The organism is Pseudidiomarina xizangensis, from assembly GCF_052541995.1.
In genome coordinates, this window is record NZ_JBOBQA010000006.1 from 1 (window position 1) to 15,414 (window position 15,414).

General features: G+C 47.8%; 23 protein-coding genes. 6 read left to right on the top strand and 17 right to left on the bottom strand.

Going from position 1 to position 15,414, the window contains the following annotated elements; translation table 11 throughout:
* Positions 1 to 160: 160 nt before the first annotated feature.
* Positions 161 to 967, top strand: a complete 807-nt coding sequence (locus ACQ5ES_RS11245) for a hypothetical protein (RefSeq protein WP_445016892.1) — start codon at positions 161 to 163, stop codon at positions 965 to 967.
* Between the two features lie 83 nt (positions 968 to 1,050).
* Here ACQ5ES_RS11245 and rplQ read toward each other — a convergent pair whose 3' ends face one another.
* From rplQ to rplN, 17 genes are all read right to left on the bottom strand, one after another.
* Entirely contained in the window at positions 1,051 to 1,452 is a 402-nt protein-coding gene (gene rplQ / locus ACQ5ES_RS11250) for a 50S ribosomal protein L17 (RefSeq protein WP_445016894.1), read from the bottom strand.
* A 38-nt stretch (positions 1,453 to 1,490) separates the two neighbouring features.
* Positions 1,491 to 2,480: a DNA-directed RNA polymerase subunit alpha gene (locus ACQ5ES_RS11255; RefSeq protein ID WP_126764569.1), complete on the bottom strand. Its 990-nt coding sequence runs from the start codon at positions 2,478 to 2,480 to the stop codon at positions 1,491 to 1,493.
* 25 nt (positions 2,481 to 2,505) lie between these two features.
* Positions 2,506 to 3,126, bottom strand: a complete 621-nt coding sequence (gene rpsD / locus ACQ5ES_RS11260) for a 30S ribosomal protein S4 (protein ID WP_445016896.1) — start codon at positions 3,124 to 3,126, stop codon at positions 2,506 to 2,508.
* A gap of 30 nt (positions 3,127 to 3,156) precedes the next feature.
* Complete coding sequence (gene rpsK / locus ACQ5ES_RS11265) at positions 3,157 to 3,546, bottom strand: 30S ribosomal protein S11 (protein ID WP_026861007.1); 390 nt, start codon at positions 3,544 to 3,546, stop codon at positions 3,157 to 3,159.
* An 11-nt stretch (positions 3,547 to 3,557) separates the two neighbouring features.
* Positions 3,558 to 3,914, bottom strand: a complete 357-nt coding sequence (gene rpsM / locus ACQ5ES_RS11270) for a 30S ribosomal protein S13 (protein ID WP_445016898.1) — start codon at positions 3,912 to 3,914, stop codon at positions 3,558 to 3,560.
* Between the two features lie 132 nt (positions 3,915 to 4,046).
* Positions 4,047 to 4,160, bottom strand: a complete 114-nt coding sequence (gene rpmJ / locus ACQ5ES_RS11275; RefSeq protein ID WP_055439830.1) for a 50S ribosomal protein L36 — start codon at positions 4,158 to 4,160, stop codon at positions 4,047 to 4,049.
* Positions 4,161 to 4,184: 24 nt separating this feature from the next.
* On the bottom strand, positions 4,185 to 5,513 hold the full coding sequence (gene secY / locus ACQ5ES_RS11280; protein WP_445016900.1) for a preprotein translocase subunit SecY: 1,329 nt from the start codon (positions 5,511 to 5,513) through the stop codon (positions 4,185 to 4,187).
* A 5-nt stretch (positions 5,514 to 5,518) separates the two neighbouring features.
* Positions 5,519 to 5,953, bottom strand: coding sequence for a 50S ribosomal protein L15 (gene rplO / locus ACQ5ES_RS11285; RefSeq protein ID WP_445016902.1), 435 nt, complete (start codon positions 5,951 to 5,953; stop codon positions 5,519 to 5,521).
* A gap of 4 nt (positions 5,954 to 5,957) precedes the next feature.
* Positions 5,958 to 6,140, bottom strand: a complete 183-nt coding sequence (rpmD, locus tag ACQ5ES_RS11290) for a 50S ribosomal protein L30 (RefSeq protein ID WP_055439827.1) — start codon at positions 6,138 to 6,140, stop codon at positions 5,958 to 5,960.
* 6 nt (positions 6,141 to 6,146) lie between these two features.
* Positions 6,147 to 6,653, bottom strand: a complete 507-nt coding sequence (rpsE, locus tag ACQ5ES_RS11295) for a 30S ribosomal protein S5 (RefSeq protein WP_126764563.1) — start codon at positions 6,651 to 6,653, stop codon at positions 6,147 to 6,149.
* Positions 6,654 to 6,662: 9 nt separating this feature from the next.
* Positions 6,663 to 7,016: a 50S ribosomal protein L18 gene (rplR, locus tag ACQ5ES_RS11300; protein WP_445016904.1), complete on the bottom strand. Its 354-nt coding sequence runs from the start codon at positions 7,014 to 7,016 to the stop codon at positions 6,663 to 6,665.
* 9 nt (positions 7,017 to 7,025) lie between these two features.
* The gene (rplF, locus tag ACQ5ES_RS11305) at positions 7,026 to 7,559 is read right to left on the bottom strand and encodes a 50S ribosomal protein L6 (RefSeq protein ID WP_445016906.1); all 534 of its coding nucleotides are present in this window, start codon (positions 7,557 to 7,559) and stop codon (positions 7,026 to 7,028) included.
* A 14-nt stretch (positions 7,560 to 7,573) separates the two neighbouring features.
* Entirely contained in the window at positions 7,574 to 7,966 is a 393-nt protein-coding gene (gene rpsH / locus ACQ5ES_RS11310; protein ID WP_445016908.1) for a 30S ribosomal protein S8, read from the bottom strand.
* Positions 7,967 to 7,992: 26 nt separating this feature from the next.
* Positions 7,993 to 8,298, bottom strand: coding sequence for a 30S ribosomal protein S14 (rpsN, locus tag ACQ5ES_RS11315; protein WP_301722172.1), 306 nt, complete (start codon positions 8,296 to 8,298; stop codon positions 7,993 to 7,995).
* Positions 8,299 to 8,309: 11 nt separating this feature from the next.
* Positions 8,310 to 8,849, bottom strand: coding sequence for a 50S ribosomal protein L5 (rplE, locus tag ACQ5ES_RS11320; protein WP_445016910.1), 540 nt, complete (start codon positions 8,847 to 8,849; stop codon positions 8,310 to 8,312).
* A gap of 21 nt (positions 8,850 to 8,870) precedes the next feature.
* Positions 8,871 to 9,185 (bottom strand): 50S ribosomal protein L24, encoded by a 315-nt coding sequence (gene rplX / locus ACQ5ES_RS11325; protein WP_445016912.1) that lies wholly within the window; start codon positions 9,183 to 9,185, stop codon positions 8,871 to 8,873.
* Positions 9,186 to 9,195: 10 nt separating this feature from the next.
* Positions 9,196 to 9,564, bottom strand: coding sequence for a 50S ribosomal protein L14 (gene rplN, locus ACQ5ES_RS11330; RefSeq protein ID WP_445016914.1), 369 nt, complete (start codon positions 9,562 to 9,564; stop codon positions 9,196 to 9,198).
* A gap of 443 nt (positions 9,565 to 10,007) precedes the next feature.
* Here rplN and ACQ5ES_RS11335 point away from each other — a divergent pair, with 443 nt between their 5' ends.
* The 5 genes from ACQ5ES_RS11335 to ACQ5ES_RS11355 are packed head-to-tail and all read left to right on the top strand — an operon-like array spanning position 10,008 to position 15,402.
* Positions 10,008 to 12,797, top strand: coding sequence for a monovalent cation/H+ antiporter subunit A (locus ACQ5ES_RS11335; protein WP_445016916.1), 2,790 nt, complete (start codon positions 10,008 to 10,010; stop codon positions 12,795 to 12,797).
* A complete protein-coding gene (locus ACQ5ES_RS11340; RefSeq protein ID WP_445016918.1) occupies positions 12,797 to 13,141 on the top strand; it encodes a Na+/H+ antiporter subunit C in 345 nt (114 codons plus the stop codon). The genes ACQ5ES_RS11335 and ACQ5ES_RS11340 overlap by 1 nt, the downstream gene beginning before the upstream one ends.
* Entirely contained in the window at positions 13,141 to 14,658 is a 1,518-nt protein-coding gene (locus ACQ5ES_RS11345; protein ID WP_445016920.1) for a monovalent cation/H+ antiporter subunit D, read from the top strand. Before ACQ5ES_RS11340 ends, ACQ5ES_RS11345 begins: the two co-directional genes overlap by 1 nt.
* Positions 14,651 to 15,139 carry a Na+/H+ antiporter subunit E gene (locus ACQ5ES_RS11350; RefSeq protein ID WP_445016922.1) on the top strand — a complete coding sequence of 163 codons (489 nt, stop codon included), beginning with the start codon at positions 14,651 to 14,653 and terminating at the stop codon, positions 15,137 to 15,139. Before ACQ5ES_RS11345 ends, ACQ5ES_RS11350 begins: the two co-directional genes overlap by 8 nt.
* Positions 15,133 to 15,402: a K+/H+ antiporter subunit F gene (locus tag ACQ5ES_RS11355; protein WP_445016924.1), complete on the top strand. Its 270-nt coding sequence runs from the start codon at positions 15,133 to 15,135 to the stop codon at positions 15,400 to 15,402. The genes ACQ5ES_RS11350 and ACQ5ES_RS11355 overlap by 7 nt, the downstream gene beginning before the upstream one ends.
* The last annotated feature ends 12 nt before the right edge of the window (positions 15,403 to 15,414 follow it).

The following is a 15,414-nucleotide window of genomic DNA, read 5'->3' on the forward strand; positions in this document are numbered from 1 at the left end:
TCAATTCGTCTTCTGATTGCTTTTTTTTTGAGCAAATTGAACGTTCTTTAACTATCTATTGTCTATAAAGGTTGCTAGTGTTCATAAACGTTCTACACGTCTTCCTGCGAACGACACTGAACAACTAACTAATAATAAATAACTAAAAGGTGCGCAACAGATGAGAACGACGACAGCGCTTATTCTCGCGACGAGCTTTATACTCCCATTCAGCGCAAACGCGATGAGCTTTGATAGTGGCGTATCCCCAACTGAACGTGTTGGTTATGCTATGACCGAAGATAATGAGCGATTAGTTAATACCTATTTGAGAATGTTTCGCTACTATACGAAACGTAATTTCTCAGTCACTCGAACCGTTCGGGTGCTGATGAGCAATTATCCCCAGCACGTAGAACCTATATTGTACGCCGCATTAGAGCGTTACCCGAAGAAATACGAACACATAATAAAAGCTGCGATTAACGCCGAGCCCGGATTTACCCAAGACATAATGGCAGTGGCGATACATCTTAATGTTGCCCCGCCTACTGAGCTTGTACGAATTGCCGTCGAAGCTGAACCCGCTTATGCAGACGAGATCGTCGCTGAAGCATCACGCATTGATCCCACAAATGTAGAAGAACTCGTTCGAGTTGCCGTACGTGTTGAACCTGAAATGGCAGATAGTATCATGCGGTCTGCTAGCACATCTCAACCCGAGCAAGTCGAAGGTATAGTTCACGCAACATTAAGTATGCTCCCAGCGTTGGGTGATTACTTAGTTACCTCGTTGGACGATCTCATTTCACTCATGCGCGACTCCGATGCCGATTCGACTTCTGTCACAACAAAACGTGAAGCAATGTCGGTAATTAAAGGTGCATATCGCGCTGGTATGAATTACGAAGAATTACAAACGTTAGCTGCAACACACGGCATTGAACATCATGAACTTGACGCTGCAATAAAAACAACAGTCAAATAGCCTGTCCTAACTTAGCAATACAAAAACTATAGACAAAAAAAAGCCGCTCCAAGGAGCGGCTTTTTTGATCTCTTAACGAGAACTTACTCTACTACTGCAACTTCTTCAGCTTCAGTAGCTTCAACTTCCGGACGGTCAACTAGCTCAACATAAGCCATTGGTGCATTGTCACCGGCGCGGAAGCCACACTTCATAATGCGAGTGTAACCGCCAGCGCGTTCTTGATAACGCGGGCCTAATTCATTGAACAGTTTACCAACCACATCCTTATCGCGAGTGCGAGCGAACGCCAAACGGCGATTCGAAACGCTATCTTGTTTCGCTAAAGTGATGAGCGGCTCAACAACACGACGAAGTTCTTTGGCTTTAGGAAGTGTCGTTTTGATCACTTCGTGACGCACAAGTGAGCTTGCCATATTGCTGAACATCGCTTTACGATGGCTGCTGTTGCGGTTGAGTTGACGACCACTCTTACGATGGCGCATACCTATACCCTTCTCAGTAAATCTCTGTAAAAGATGCCTTAGTCGCGATCAACAAGACTTGCTGGTGGCCAGTTCTCTAGGCGCATGCCTAAAGACAGTCCACGTGATGCAAGTACGTCTTTGATCTCGGTCAGCGATTTTTTACCAAGGTTTGGAGTCTTCAACAACTCAACCTCAGTACGCTGAACTAAGTCACCAATGTACTGAATAGCTTCTGCTTTCAAACAGTTCGCAGAACGCACAGTTAATTCCAAATCGTCTACCGGACGTAGTAAAATCGGATCGAATTCCGGTTTCTCTTCTTTCTCTTCTGGTTCGCTCATGTCGCGCAACTCAACAAACGCTTCTAACTGCTCAGCCAAAATTGTTGCTGCACGGCGAATCGCTTCCTCTGGATCCAGAGTGCCATTCGTTTCCATATCGATAACCAGTTTGTCCAAGTCGGTACGCTGTTCAACACGAGCTGAGTCGACGTTGTACGCAATGCGCTCAACTGGACTGAAAGAAGCGTCGACAAGTAGAAGACCGATCGGACGCTCTTCATCGTCAGCAGACTGACGTGCCGAAGCTGGAACATAACCACGACCACGTTCCACTTTGATTGACATCTCAATCTCAGTGTCACCTGTTAAAGTACAGATAAGGTGGTCAGGGTTAATAATTTCGACATCACCATCGTGCGTAATATCGCCAGCCTTGACAGGGCCCGCTCCAGATTTTTTCAAGGTCAGAATCGCTTCATCTTTACCTTCCATGGTAACCGCTAGACCTTTGAGGTTCAGCAGAATTTCGATGACATCTTCCTGAACACCCTCTTTGCTGCTGTACTCGTGTTGCACACCTTCAATTTTAACTTCGGTCACTGCCATACCCGGCATAGACGAAAGTAAAATGCGGCGCAACGCGTTGCCCAGCGTGTGACCAAAGCCACGCTCAAGAGGCTCCAACGTCACTTTTGCATGAGTCGGGCTAATTTGTTCAATGTCGACTAGCCTTGGTTTAAGGAATTCGGTAACAGAACCCTGCATTGTGTCCTCTCTTTATGCTTAAGCTTTACTTAGAGTAAAGCTCTACGATCAACTGTTCGTTAATTTCAGCAGACAAGTCTGAACGCTCTGGAAGACGTTTAAATTGACCTTCCAGTTTGCTCCCGTCTACTTCTAACCACACTGGTTTCTCACGCTGGTCTGCGAGATCGAGTGCAGCGCCGATGCGTGCCTGCTTTTTCGCTTTTTCGCGAACGGACACAACATCTTCCGGACGAACTTTGAACGACGGAATGTTGACTACCTGGCCATTCACTACCACTGCTTTGTGACTGACCAACTGACGGGCTTCAGCACGTGTTGACGCGAATCCCATGCGGTAAACGACGTTATCTAAACGTTGCTCAAGCAATTGCAGCAGGTTCTCACCAGTGTTGCCCTTAATACGGGCAGCTTCTTTGTAATAGTTACGGAATTGCTTTTCTAATACACCGTACATACGGCGTACTTTTTGCTTTTCACGTAACTGTACACCGTAATCAGACAAGCGGCCACGACGTGCACCGTGCTGACCCGGAGCGCTCTCGAGTTTACATTTCGTTTCGATCGCGCGTACGCCGCTTTTCAGGAACAAATCTGTTCCTTCGCGACGACTCAGTTTGAGTTTTGGACCCAAATATCTAGCCATGATCTTTCTCCAACTATCGTTTGGCGCCTATTAAACGCGACGTTTCTTAGGCGGACGACAACCGTTGTGAGGAATAGGTGTCACATCAGTAATATTCGTGATGCGATAGCCTACAGCGTTCAACGCGCGAATTGATGATTCGCGACCGGGGCCTGGGCCCTTAACGAACACTTCTAGGTTTTTCAACCCATATTCCTTTGCCATTTCCCCTGCGCGTTCAGCAGCAACCTGTGCAGCAAACGGCGTTGATTTACGTGAACCACGGAAACCAGAACCACCTGCAGTTGCCCATGACAACGCATTACCTTGACGGTCGGTAATGGTCACAATGGTGTTATTGAAAGATGCATGGATGTGAGCCATACCATCTGCGACTTGTTTTTTAACGCGCTTACGAGTACGAGTTGGTTGTTTAGCCATTTCTCAACTCCCTACTTCTTAATTGGTTTACGCGGACCTTTACGGGTGCGCGCATTGGTTTTAGTGCGCTGTCCACGTAGAGGCAAGCCACGGCGATGACGAAGGCCACGGAAACATCCGAGATCCATCAAGCGTTTAATATTCATCGATACTTCACGACGTAGGTCGCCTTCAACAGCGAACTTCCCTACTGCTTCACGAAGTAGATCCAGTTTATCTTCTGACAAAGAGCCGATCGTAGTATTTTCTTCGATACCGACCGCAGCAAGGATATGCTGAGAGCGGGTACGACCAATACCATAAATCGCAGTCAAGGCAATGACTGCATGCTTATTGTCAGGAACGTTAATGCCAGCGATACGGGCCACTAACACGTCTCCTTTTGTTTATGGGTGACCAGTTGAAAAGCCCGTTAGGATAACTCAACCGGTCGCCAGATTGCAAACATATCAAAGCCGCAGCCTAGAATAATTCTCAAGGCCGCGGACTTCTTCATCGAATTAACCTTGCCGTTGCTTGTGCTTAGGGTCACTGCAAATTACACGCACAACACCGTTGCGCTTAATAACTTTGCAGTTACGGCAGATTTTCTTCACGGAAGCACGAACTTTCATTGCTACACTCCGTAATTATCCAACCTAACGGCCGAAGCCCTTAAGGTTAGCTTTTTTCAGGACCGAATCATACTGATGAGACATCAGATGAGTTTGGACCTGCGCCATAAAGTCCATGATAACTACTACGATAATCAATAACGATGTACCGCCAAAGTAGAACTGAACGTTCCACGCAATCATCATGAACTCAGGAACCAAACAGACAAAGGTAATGTACATCGCGCCTGCAAGAGTCAAACGGGTCATTACTTTATCGATGTAACGTGAGGTTTGCTCACCTGGACGAATACCAGGGATAAACGCTCCCGACTTCTTCAAGTTATCTGCCGTCTCGCGTGGGTTAAATACCAACGCGGTATAGAAGAAACAGAAGAAGATAATTGCCGCAGCATAAAGCATTACGTACAAAGGCTGTCCCGGTGACAATGTCAACGAGACCTCTTGTAAGAAGTTTGCCACCATGCCTTCGCCTTGGCCGAACCAAGTTGCGATAGTGCTTGGGAACAAAATAATACTCGATGCAAAAATCGGTGGAATAACACCTGCCATATTAACTTTCAGTGGTAAGTGCGTACTCTGCGCTGCAAAAACCTTACGGCCTTGCTGACGTTTTGCGTAGTTTACCACAATGCGGCGTTGGCCGCGCTCGACAAATACTACGAAATAGGTCACTGCGAATACGATGACACCGATCAACAATAACAACAATAAATGTAAATCACCCTGACGTGCTTGCTCTGCCGTCTGACCAATGGCCGACGGTAGGCCCGCTACAATACCGGTGAAGATAAGAATAGAGATACCGTTACCAATCCCACGCTCAGTGATTTGCTCACCTAACCACATCAGGAACATTGTTCCAGTGACCAGGCTCACAACCGCTGTAAAGTAGAATCCGAAACTTGGGTCGATAACCAACCCAGGCATCAGACTTGGTAAGCCAGTGGCTATACCAACAGATTGGAACGTTGCGAGTACTAACGTACCCCAACGCGTGTATTGACTAATCTTACGTCGACCCGCCTCACCTTCTTTCTTAAGCTCAGCCAAACGTGGATGAACCACGGAGGCTAATTGCATAATAATCGAAGCGGTGATGTACGGCATGATACCCAAAGCGAATACCGATGCACGTTCAAGTGCACCACCGCTGAACATGTTAAACATGGCAACGATGGTGTCTTTTTGCTGGTCGAATAACTGCGCCAATACAGCGGCATCAATACCAGGAATAGGCACAAAGGAGCCCGCACGGAACACGATTAACGCGCCGAGTACAAACAGCAAACGTCGTTTTAGTTCCGAGGTGCCGCCTTGAGCTCTGTTAGATTCCAGTCCTGGTTTAGCCATTTGCTCTATCCTTCGATTTTGCCGCCAGCAGCTTCAATAGCTTCACGGGCGCCTTTGGTGACCTTAATGCCTTGTACTGAAACGGCACGACTGAGTTCGCCTGATTTGATCACTTTAACATGCAAGATGTCATTGCGAATCAAGCCAGCTTCTTTCAAGCTCGCCATGTTTACAGTATCGCCAGCAACTTTCGCTATCTCAGCCAGGTTCACTTCAGCAGTCACGAATGACTTACGTGAAGTAAAACCGAACTTCGGCAAGCGACGTTGGATTGGCATTTGGCCGCCTTCGAAACCTGGTTTCACTGAGCCGCCTGAACGCGACTTCTGGCCTTTATGACCACGTCCACCAGTTTTTCCTAAGCCTGAGCCAATACCACGTCCGAGACGTTTTTTGCTGGTTTTAGCACCAGGTGCAGGGGAGATTGAGTTCAAAAACATCGTATTAGTCCTCCACCTTTACCATGTATGTGACTTGGTTAACCATGCCACGGACGGCTGGAGTATCTTCCAGCTCGACCGTGTGACCAATCCGGCGTAGACCAAGACCACGTAGAGTAGCTTTATGCTTCGGCAAACGACCGATTGAGCTACGCGTCTGTGTTACTTTGATTGTCTTTTTCGCCATTGTTCACTACCCCAAAATGTCTTCAACGCGCAATCCACGCTTAGCCGCGACTTGCTCAGGCGACTTCATGTCGTGAAGTGCCTTGATTGTGGCACGTACAACGTTGATTGGGTTGGTTGAACCATATGCTTTTGACAGCACGTTGTGCACGCCTGCTACTTCAAGTACTGCACGCATCGCACCACCGGCGATGATACCTGTACCTTCAGAGGCTGGCTGCATGAATACCTGTGAACCTGAATGACGGCCTTTTACAGGGTGCTGCAGGGTGTCGCCTTTCAGCTGCACGGTTACCATATTGCGACGTGCTTTTTCCATTGCTTTTTGAATAGCCGCTGGAACTTCACGCGCTTTACCATAACCGAAACCCACTTTACCCTGACCATCACCAACCACAGTCAGTGCAGTGAAGCTAAAGATGCGACCACCTTTAACAACCTTCGCTACACGGTTTACTGTGATTAGCTTTTCTTGCAGGTCACTTTGTTGAGCTTCTACATTTGCATTTGCCATGTTCGTCTCCTAGAACTGAAGTCCGGCTTCACGAGCTGCGTCGGCCAATGCGGCGACACGTCCGTGATAACGGAAACCACTGCGATCGAAAGCGACGTTTTTCACGCCTTTTTCCATCGCTCGTTCAGCGATCAACTTACCAACTGTTTTTGCTGCGTCGACGTTACCGGTTGCTTTAACCTCGTCGCGAACAGACTTTTCAACAGTTGATGCTGATGCCAGTACTTCAGAACCGTTCGGTGCAATGAGCTGTGCGTAAATATGCCGTGGTGTACGGTGAACGACCAGGCGGTTTGCACCCAACTCAAGCATTTTCTTACGGGCGCGAGTTGCGCGGCGTAAGCGAGCTGTTTTCTTGTCCATCGTCCTACCTTACTTTTTCTTGGCTTCTTTACGGCGTACTTGCTCATCGGCATAACGTACACCCTTACCTTTATAAGGTTCAGGCTTGCGGTATGCGCGAATGTTAGCGGCAACTTGACCCACTAACTGCTTGTCTACACCTTTAACGACTACTTCAGTTTGTGTTGGGACTTCGATCGTAATTCCCTCAGGAATATCGAAGGCAACAGGATGAGAGAAGCCCAGCGTAAGGTTGAGTTTAGAACCGGCAGTATTTGCACGGTAACCAACACCAACCAACTGCAGCTTGCGCTCATAACCTTGCGCAACACCAACCACCATGTTTTGTAGTAACGCGCGTGCGGTACCCGCTTGAGCAGTTGCATCAGCAACGCCATCGCGAGGAATCGTACGCAAAACGCTATCTTCTTGAACTAATTCGACAGCGTTGTTTACTACACGGCTCAATGAGCCTTTGGTACCTTTAATTGTCACTTCCTGGCCATTTAGCGTAACTTCAACGCCAGCAGGAATGACAATCGGTGCTTTAGCAACTCGTGACATTTCCTAACTCCTCGTTACGCTACGTAACCGATAACTTCACCGCCAAGACCCGCACTGCGGGCGGCACGATCGGTCATCAGGCCTTTAGAAGTTGAGACGACAGCCACACCTAAACCACCCATTACTTTAGGTAGCTCGTTGCGTTTCTTATAGATACGCAGACCAGGGCGACTTACGCGCTCAATTGATTCGATAACAGGCTTACCTTCAAAGTATTTCAACGTAACTTCTAGTTCAGTTTTCACTTCACCAGATACGCCGAAATCCGTGATATAACCTTCTTCTTTAAGAACTTGGGCAATAGCCACTTTCTGTTTAGAAGCAGGCATGCGCACGGCAACTTTGTTAGCACCCTGAGCGTTGCGGATGCGAGTGAACATATCCGCAATTGGATCTTGCATGCTCATATTTGCTTTCTCCCGTGACTCGTGGCTTACCAGCTAGCTTTTTTCAAGCCAGGAATTTCACCGCGCATCGCTTTCTCACGTACTTTAATCCGGCTCATGCCGAACTTACGTAAGAAACCGTGTGGGCGGCCCGTAACGCGGCAGCGGTTACGCTGACGGCTTGGGCTCGAATCACGAGGAAGACTTTGCAATTTAAGCACGGCTTCCCAACGCTCTTCGTCCGAAGTACTCGGATCGCTGATCACATTTTTAAGTGCGATGCGTTTCTCTGCGTATTTAGCTGCAAGCTTTTGACGCTTGAGCTCACGCATTTTCATTGCTTCTTTAGCCATAACTCTACACCTTACTTCTTGAACGGGAAGCTAAAGGCAGAGAGCAAAGCGTGAGCTTCATCATCAGTGCCTGCAGTTGTAGTGATAGTGATATCCAAACCACGTACCCGGTCGACTTTGTCATAGTCAATTTCTGGGAAAATGATTTGCTCACGCACACCCATACTATAGTTTCCACGTCCGTCGAATGATTTCGGGTTCAGACCACGAAAATCGCGAACACGTGGGATTGCAATCGTAATTAAACGTTGCAAGAAGTCCCACATGCGTTCGCCACGCAGAGTCACTTTACAGCCAATTGGGTAGCCTTCACGGATTTTGAAGCCAGCGACAGATTTACGAGCTACAGTTTTTATCGGACGTTGACCAGAAATTGCTTCCAGGTCTGCCGCTGCGTTGTCGAGAATCTTTTTGTCAGCCAGAGCTTCACCAACACCCATGTTAAGGGTGATTTTTTCAATCCGAGGGACTTGCATGACGCTGTCGTAGCCGAACTGTTTAACCAGATCAGGAACTACTGATTCTTTGTAAAAATCATGCAGTTTCGCCATCGTAAAACTCCAAATTAAAAATTAAATGATTGCGTTGTTTGATTTGAAGAAGCGAACTTTCTTGCCATCTTCAAGTTTGAATCCAACACGATCTGCTTTACCAGTCTCTGGGTTATAAACCGCCACGTTAGAAACGTCGATTGAAGCTTCTTGCTCAATCACACCGCCAGCAACGCCTAAAGCCGGATTTGGCTTCTGGTGTTTCTTGACAATGCTTACGCCTTCAACGAAAACACGATTTTTAGCGGTGTCGACTTTCAGCACTTTACCACGCTTGCCTTTGTCTTTACCTGCCAGGACTACTACTTCGTCATCACGTTTTATTTTTGCCGCCATAATTGACTCCTTACAGTACTTCTGGTGCCAGAGAAACAATCTTCATAAACTGCTCAGAGCGCAATTCACGAGTCACTGGTCCAAAGATACGAGTGCCAATAGGCTGTTGGTTGTTATTCAACAACACAGCCGCGTTGCGGTCAAAACGGATGACTGACCCGTCTTGACGACGGACGCCTTTTCTGGTGCGAACGACCACCGCGTTAACAACATCACCTTTCTTCACTTTTCCGCGAGGAATTGCTTCTTTAACAGAAACTTTAATGATGTCGCCGATTTTCGCGTAACGGCGGTGCGAGCCACCCAGAACCTTAATACATTGTACGCTGCGAGCGCCCGAGTTATCGGCCACGTCCAGTGTAGTTTGCATTTGGATCATTGCAGTGCTCCGCTTGATTAATTAAAGAGACCCTCTCGGGTCGCTGTCCGTCCTTTTATTCGCGATTAATTTGCAGAACAAATCATAGAGAATAAAAGATTTTCCCCTATTAAAAAGGGCGGCGAATTGTAACAGATAAAATTCGTGGATGATAGTGCTTAATCGGAATTTCTTAGGAGAGGTTTATTACAGCTTGGTCGGCACAATCTAAAGCCACTCCAAGCGAAACCCAGTCTAGCAAACAACGCGTCGAACGGCTATCTAAAGTTTGACGCTATAACTGTACTTATTTATGAGTTCATCAAACTCCCGAGTTAGGTTAAAAGCACCAAGCAGTGCGACCGAATCAGTTGGCAAGCGGCTGATCGAAGTGGTAAATTCAACCCTATTCAAGTGAGCTCAGTGGCAAACTCCAGCCAATTAGATAAAGGTAACGAGGTTAAATGAATTTAGCAGCGATCGTTTTCTTGCCGTTTATTGGTGCTGTCATCCCACTGCTTTTGGCGAACCGTGCTCGGCTGCACATCACCTTGGCGACCGCCTTGATAGCAATGGCGGGCCTGGCGTTACTAGTAGTCGAAGCGCCGACTGCGCTAGCAGGTGGTACAACACACTACTTCGCCGAATGGCTGCCAACACTCGGACTGCACATTGCCTTTCGACTCGATGGCTTGGCATTGTTTTTCGCCGGATTAATTCTGGTAATTGGCATACTCGTTATTATCTATGCCCATTATTACCTCAGTAACAAGGATAGCGCCTCAAGGTTCTTTGCCTGTTTGTTGCTGTTCATGGGGTCCATGCTGGGTATTGTCACCGCAGATAACCTGCTCCTGATGTGGTTCTTCTGGGAGCTTACCAGCATCTCCTCATTTTTACTGATTGGCTACTGGTCCCATCAAAGTAGTGCCCGTCGCGGCGCTCGTATGGCTTTAGCGGTGACAGGTGCAGGGGGACTTGCGCTACTTGCCGGGCTGTTACTCATCGGCAATATTGCCGGCAGCTATCAGCTAGATGCGGTATTCGCTGCTGCCGATACCATTCGCGAACACGACCTCTATTTACCGGCACTCATACTCGTGCTGCTTGGCGCTTTTACCAAATCAGCACAGTTTCCGTTTCATTTTTGGTTGCCCCATGCAATGGCAGCGCCAACACCGGTAAGCGCCTATCTGCATTCTGCAACTATGGTGAAAGCTGGAATCTTCTTGATGGCGCGGTTGTTGCCGGTGCTCGGAGGAACGCCGGAGTGGTTCACTATTGTGACACTCACCGGCCTTGCAACCCTGCTTTTCGGGGCTTATTTTGCTCTGTTGAAAACTGATCTGAAGGGATTACTAGCGTTCTCGACCATCAGCCACCTAGGCCTCATCACCATGTTGTTGGGACTCGGTAATGCGGGCGCTGTGACTGCGGCAATGTTTCATGTTCTCAATCATGCCACCTTCAAAGCCGGTTTATTTATGATCGCAGGTATCATTGACCACGAGACGGGTAGTCGTGATATGCGCAAGTTAAGTGGCCTGCGCAAAGCCATGCCGTTCACCATGGTCTTAGCTGTTATCACATCAGCGTCAATGGCAGGCATTCCATTTTTCAATGGCTTCTTGTCAAAAGAAATGTTCTTCGCCGAAGCCTACCAACAAGATTTGTTTGGCGGTCTGTCGTGGTTTGTACCGGTATTAGCGACACTTGGCGCTATGCTCTCGGTGGCCTATTCCGTGCGCTTTGTTCACGATGTATTTTTCCAGGAACCCCCACACGATTTACCGAAACAGCCACATGAACCACCATTAATGATGCGCGTTCCCGTAATTATTTTTGCGTTTTTATGTATTGCCATCGGGATTGCTCCAATGTTCATGGCGGCAAATATTTTAGCGCCCACCGTCGCCGCCATAACCTTATCGGCGCCGGACTTGGATATTGCGATTTGGCATGGCTTTAACATGCCATTATTGATGAGTGCATTAGCGCTCAGCGGCGGTATTGTTATTTATGTTGGCCGTTCGGAATTGCTTACTTTCAGTCGCCAGTTCGACCCACATGACGCGAAAGAGGTGTTCGCACGAATCATTAGTGGCACCACGCGCCTTTGTGACAACGCAATGCAACGAATCGAAAACGGTTCCCTACAGCGCTACATCGCTTTTTTACTCGTGTTTACTTTAGTCCTGGTTATTCCCGAGTTGGCCGCTATTCGGCAGTTGGCTGGGGAGCGCCCTCAATTACCTATCGACGCGATTAGTTTAGTCGGCGCGGTCATTTTGATGCTCGCCGCATTGGCAACCGCAATGCTGCACCGACAACGGCTGACCTCGCTAATGATGCTTTCGGTGGTAGGTCTGGTTGTTTCCTTAAGTTTTATTCACTTTTCAGCACCAGATTTAGCGATGACACAGCTGGTTGTCGAAGTTGTCAGTATTATTCTCATGATATTGGCGTTATTTTTCATGCCCCAACGTATCCCACGGGCATCAAGTGGCCGCCGAGTTGCTCGCGATGTTTTACTTGCTGGTACCATCGGTGGCATCGTTGGCACCTTGAACTACGCCTTGCTCACTCGACCGCTTGAGAGTATTTCTGATTTCTTCTTGGCAAACTCGGTTCCAGGTGGTGGCGGCACCAATGTCGTCAACGTTATCCTGGTTGACTTCCGCGGGTTCGATACCCTCGGAGAGATCACGGTACTGGCCATTGCCGCCGCCGGTATTCATAAACTTCTCAATAATCTCCGGCCATTCATGCCATCGAGTGACGTCGAAGCGCGACCATGGCACCGAGTTAAACACCCGTTGATGGTGCAGACCGTTGCACAGGCGATTCTACCGCTCGCACTGATGGTGTCGGTTTATATCTTCCTGCGTGGGCATAACCTGCCTGGTGGTGGCTTTATCGCCGGTCTGGTGACTGCTGCAGCGATGATCTTGCAATACATTGCCAATGGTGTGGATTGGGTGAAATCCAGATTTGATTATAACTACCAAACCCTAACCTCGGTTGGGGTCATGATCGCGTTATTTACCGGAGTCGGAAGCTGGTTCTTCGACCATAACTTCTTAACCTCAAGCTTCACTCATGTGCATTGGCCATTAATTGGCGAATTTGAACTTGCGACGGCTATTTTGTTTGACTTAGGTGTGTATTTAACCGTAATCGGAGCAACCTTAATGATATTAGCGAATTTCGGTCAGATGACCACGCGCCATCGTCCACGTCAGGAGGGTTACTAATGGAAACTTTGTACGCTATTACAGTAGGTACCTTAACCGCATGTAGTGTGTTTCTTATCTTACGGGGACGCTCTTTTCCGATTGTAATCGGTTTAACCATGCTCTCTTATGCTGTTAATTTATTTCTGTTCTCGACCGGACGCTTGGTTATCAACCAGCTGCCGCTAGTCGGAATGAGCGAAGCTAGCACTGACCCATTACCACAAGCACTGGTGTTGACGGCCATCGTTATCGGCTTCGCCATGACCGCTTACACGATTATTCTAGCCGTACGCGTACGCGGGGAAATCGGCTCAGATGAAGTCAATGATTATAATTATGCTGAGCAAGAAGGACAGCGTTAATGCTTGCTAATCATTTGGTGATTTTACCTATATTGGTGCCATTGCTGGCAGCACTTTTGCAGTTATTACCTTGGGGTGAAAAGCCACAATATTATCGCCGTATTATCGGTATTACAGCGTCATCGGTAACGCTGTTACTGTCTATTTGGCTGGTTATTAGTGTACAAGATCAGATTCTTGTTTATGCTTTGGGCAGCTGGCAGGCACCCTATGGCATCGTGCTAGTCGCGGATAAACTATCGGCGCTGATGGTCGCTTTAACTGCGGTACTGGCTCTACCAGTGCTAATTTTTGCCTGCCACGGCGAAGACAATCTTGGCTCTCATTTTCAAGCTCTATACCAATTCCAGGTACTGGGTATCATGGGCGCATTTCTGACCGGCGATCTGTTTAACCTGTTTGTGTTTTTTGAGATCTTATTGATTTCGAGCTATGCACTACTTATGCATGGTGGCGGTAAATTGAAATTGCGAGCGACATTGCATTATGTGGTTCTCAACCTTACCGGTTCAGCTATATTTCTAATAAGTCTAGGGGTGCTTTATGGCATCACCGGAACCCTGAATATGGCAGACATGGCTGGCAAAGTTGCTGTGCTACAGGGTGATGACGCAGCAATTGCACGGGCTGGTGGTATGTTACTGTTCGTCGTTTTCGGCTTAAAAGCAGCGCTGCTACCTCTGTATTTCTGGTTGCCACAAGCGTACGCGAACACCACTGGCACCGTTGCAGCTTTGTTTGCCATCATGACTAAAGTCGGTATCTACGCCATCATCCGAGTATTCACTATGATTTTTGGTGCAGACGCTGGCGAATCCGCTTACCTCGGCCAAGAGTGGCTCTGGTGGCTTGGCTTGTTCACAATTTTGCTTGGTGCGCTGGGAGTTCTCGGTAGCCGAGATTTGAGACTGGTCATCGCGTATTTGGTGATGGTATCGGTGGGGACTATGTTAACCACCTTGAGCCTCGGTCATACTGATGCAGTAAGCGCTCTGTTATTTTATCTAGTCCACTCAACCCTCATTACCGGTGCACTCTTCTTGCTGGCCGATCTGATCGCAGAGCAACGGGGTAAAACAGCCTCGAGAATAGTCAAAGGCCAAAAGATGGCTCAGCACAACCTGCTCGGTGCGTTATTTTTTATCGCTGCGATTACCATAATTGGAATACCGCCGTTGTCCGGTTTCCTGAGTAAACTTTTCATTCTTGAAGCTGCCCGCACAGGAGCTCAGGTGCTGCTCCTATGGCCGTTAATTCTAGGAGCAACCTTTTTGATGATGATTGCTCTCTCACGCGCCGGTAGCCGAATGTTCTGGCACACTTTTGAGGGAAAATCGAATGAAACAACGCATCCGATGTGGCAGCACGCAGCTGTGATAATGCTTTTGGTTGGCGCTGTAGCCTTAACTGTATTTGCCAATTCAGTCTCGCAATACACCGATGCCATTGCTACCCAGCTGCTTACCCCTACAGACTATATTTCTTCGGTTTTACAAACTGGAGGTCGTAATGAGTAAATTTATTCCAGCGCCCTGGTGGAGCCTGTTCCTACTCTGCTTCTGGTTGTTGTTACAAAACGAAGTGTCGTTTGGAACAACACTACTTGGCCTGATTCTCGCATTAGTGATACCAATGTACACATTGCGGGCTCGGGACCATCGCACGACAATGCACAAACCTTGGTTGGCAATACAGTACTTCTTTATATTGTTAGTGGATATCATTCTCTCCAATTTCAATATTGCGGCGATTATTTTAATGCCGCGCAAACGCATTCAACCGGCGCTAATTGAGTTTCCGCTAGAGCTAAGTGGCGCTGTGCCCATTACAATCTTAGCCAGTACAATTAGCTTAACTCCCGGAACCATTTCTGCTGAGCTTGGGCGAGATGGTCGGAGTCTACTTATTCACGCATTAAACGTGCAGGATCCTGAAGCCACAGTGCAACAGATCAAGCAACGTTACGAGCGCCGTTTGAAGGAGATATTCCAATGTTAGTTTATGCTTTGCAGTTCGCCTTCGGACTTTTTGGTGTGTCGTTATTGATGAACATTATACGACTCATACTCGGACCTAATTTGCCGGATCGTATTCTGGCTTTAGATACAATTTACATTAACTCTTTAGCCTTACTTATCCTGTTAGGGGTCTGGCACAATACAGCTTTCTATTTTGAGGCAGCACTATTGATTGCCATGCTTGGTTTCATCGGAACCGTTGCTGCAACGAAGTTTTTGTTGCGCGGCGACATTATTGAGTAGTTAAGGAGATCT

Coding starts and splice junctions, on each gene's coding strand:
- ACQ5ES_RS11245 (WP_445016892.1), top strand. CDS start 161: ATGAGAACGACGACAGCGCTTATTCTCGCGACGAGCTTTATACTCCCA.
- rplQ (WP_445016894.1), bottom strand. CDS start 1,452: ATGCGCCATCGTAAGAGTGGTCGTCAACTCAACCGCAACAGCAGCCAT.
- ACQ5ES_RS11255 (WP_126764569.1), bottom strand. CDS start 2,480: ATGCAGGGTTCTGTTACCGAATTCCTTAAACCAAGGCTAGTCGACATT.
- rpsD (WP_445016896.1), bottom strand. CDS start 3,126: ATGGCTAGATATTTGGGTCCAAAACTCAAACTGAGTCGTCGCGAAGGA.
- rpsK (WP_026861007.1), bottom strand. CDS start 3,546: ATGGCTAAACAACCAACTCGTACTCGTAAGCGCGTTAAAAAACAAGTC.
- rpmJ (WP_055439830.1), bottom strand. CDS start 4,160: ATGAAAGTTCGTGCTTCCGTGAAGAAAATCTGCCGTAACTGCAAAGTT.
- secY (WP_445016900.1), bottom strand. CDS start 5,513: ATGGCTAAACCAGGACTGGAATCTAACAGAGCTCAAGGCGGCACCTCG.
- rplO (WP_445016902.1), bottom strand. CDS start 5,953: ATGTTTTTGAACTCAATCTCCCCTGCACCTGGTGCTAAAACCAGCAAA.
- rpmD (WP_055439827.1), bottom strand. CDS start 6,140: ATGGCGAAAAAGACAATCAAAGTAACACAGACGCGTAGCTCAATCGGT.
- rpsE (WP_126764563.1), bottom strand. CDS start 6,653: ATGGCAAATGCAAATGTAGAAGCTCAACAAAGTGACCTGCAAGAAAAG.
- rplR (WP_445016904.1), bottom strand. CDS start 7,016: ATGGACAAGAAAACAGCTCGCTTACGCCGCGCAACTCGCGCCCGTAAG.
- rplF (WP_445016906.1), bottom strand. CDS start 7,559: ATGTCACGAGTTGCTAAAGCACCGATTGTCATTCCTGCTGGCGTTGAA.
- rpsH (WP_445016908.1), bottom strand. CDS start 7,966: ATGAGCATGCAAGATCCAATTGCGGATATGTTCACTCGCATCCGCAAC.
- rpsN (WP_301722172.1), bottom strand. CDS start 8,298: ATGGCTAAAGAAGCAATGAAAATGCGTGAGCTCAAGCGTCAAAAGCTT.
- rplE (WP_445016910.1), bottom strand. CDS start 8,849: ATGGCGAAACTGCATGATTTTTACAAAGAATCAGTAGTTCCTGATCTG.
- rplX (WP_445016912.1), bottom strand. CDS start 9,185: ATGGCGGCAAAAATAAAACGTGATGACGAAGTAGTAGTCCTGGCAGGT.
- rplN (WP_445016914.1), bottom strand. CDS start 9,564: ATGATCCAAATGCAAACTACACTGGACGTGGCCGATAACTCGGGCGCT.
- ACQ5ES_RS11335 (WP_445016916.1), top strand. CDS start 10,008: ATGAATTTAGCAGCGATCGTTTTCTTGCCGTTTATTGGTGCTGTCATC.
- ACQ5ES_RS11340 (WP_445016918.1), top strand. CDS start 12,797: ATGGAAACTTTGTACGCTATTACAGTAGGTACCTTAACCGCATGTAGT.
- ACQ5ES_RS11345 (WP_445016920.1), top strand. CDS start 13,141: ATGCTTGCTAATCATTTGGTGATTTTACCTATATTGGTGCCATTGCTG.
- ACQ5ES_RS11350 (WP_445016922.1), top strand. CDS start 14,651: ATGAGTAAATTTATTCCAGCGCCCTGGTGGAGCCTGTTCCTACTCTGC.
- ACQ5ES_RS11355 (WP_445016924.1), top strand. CDS start 15,133: ATGTTAGTTTATGCTTTGCAGTTCGCCTTCGGACTTTTTGGTGTGTCG.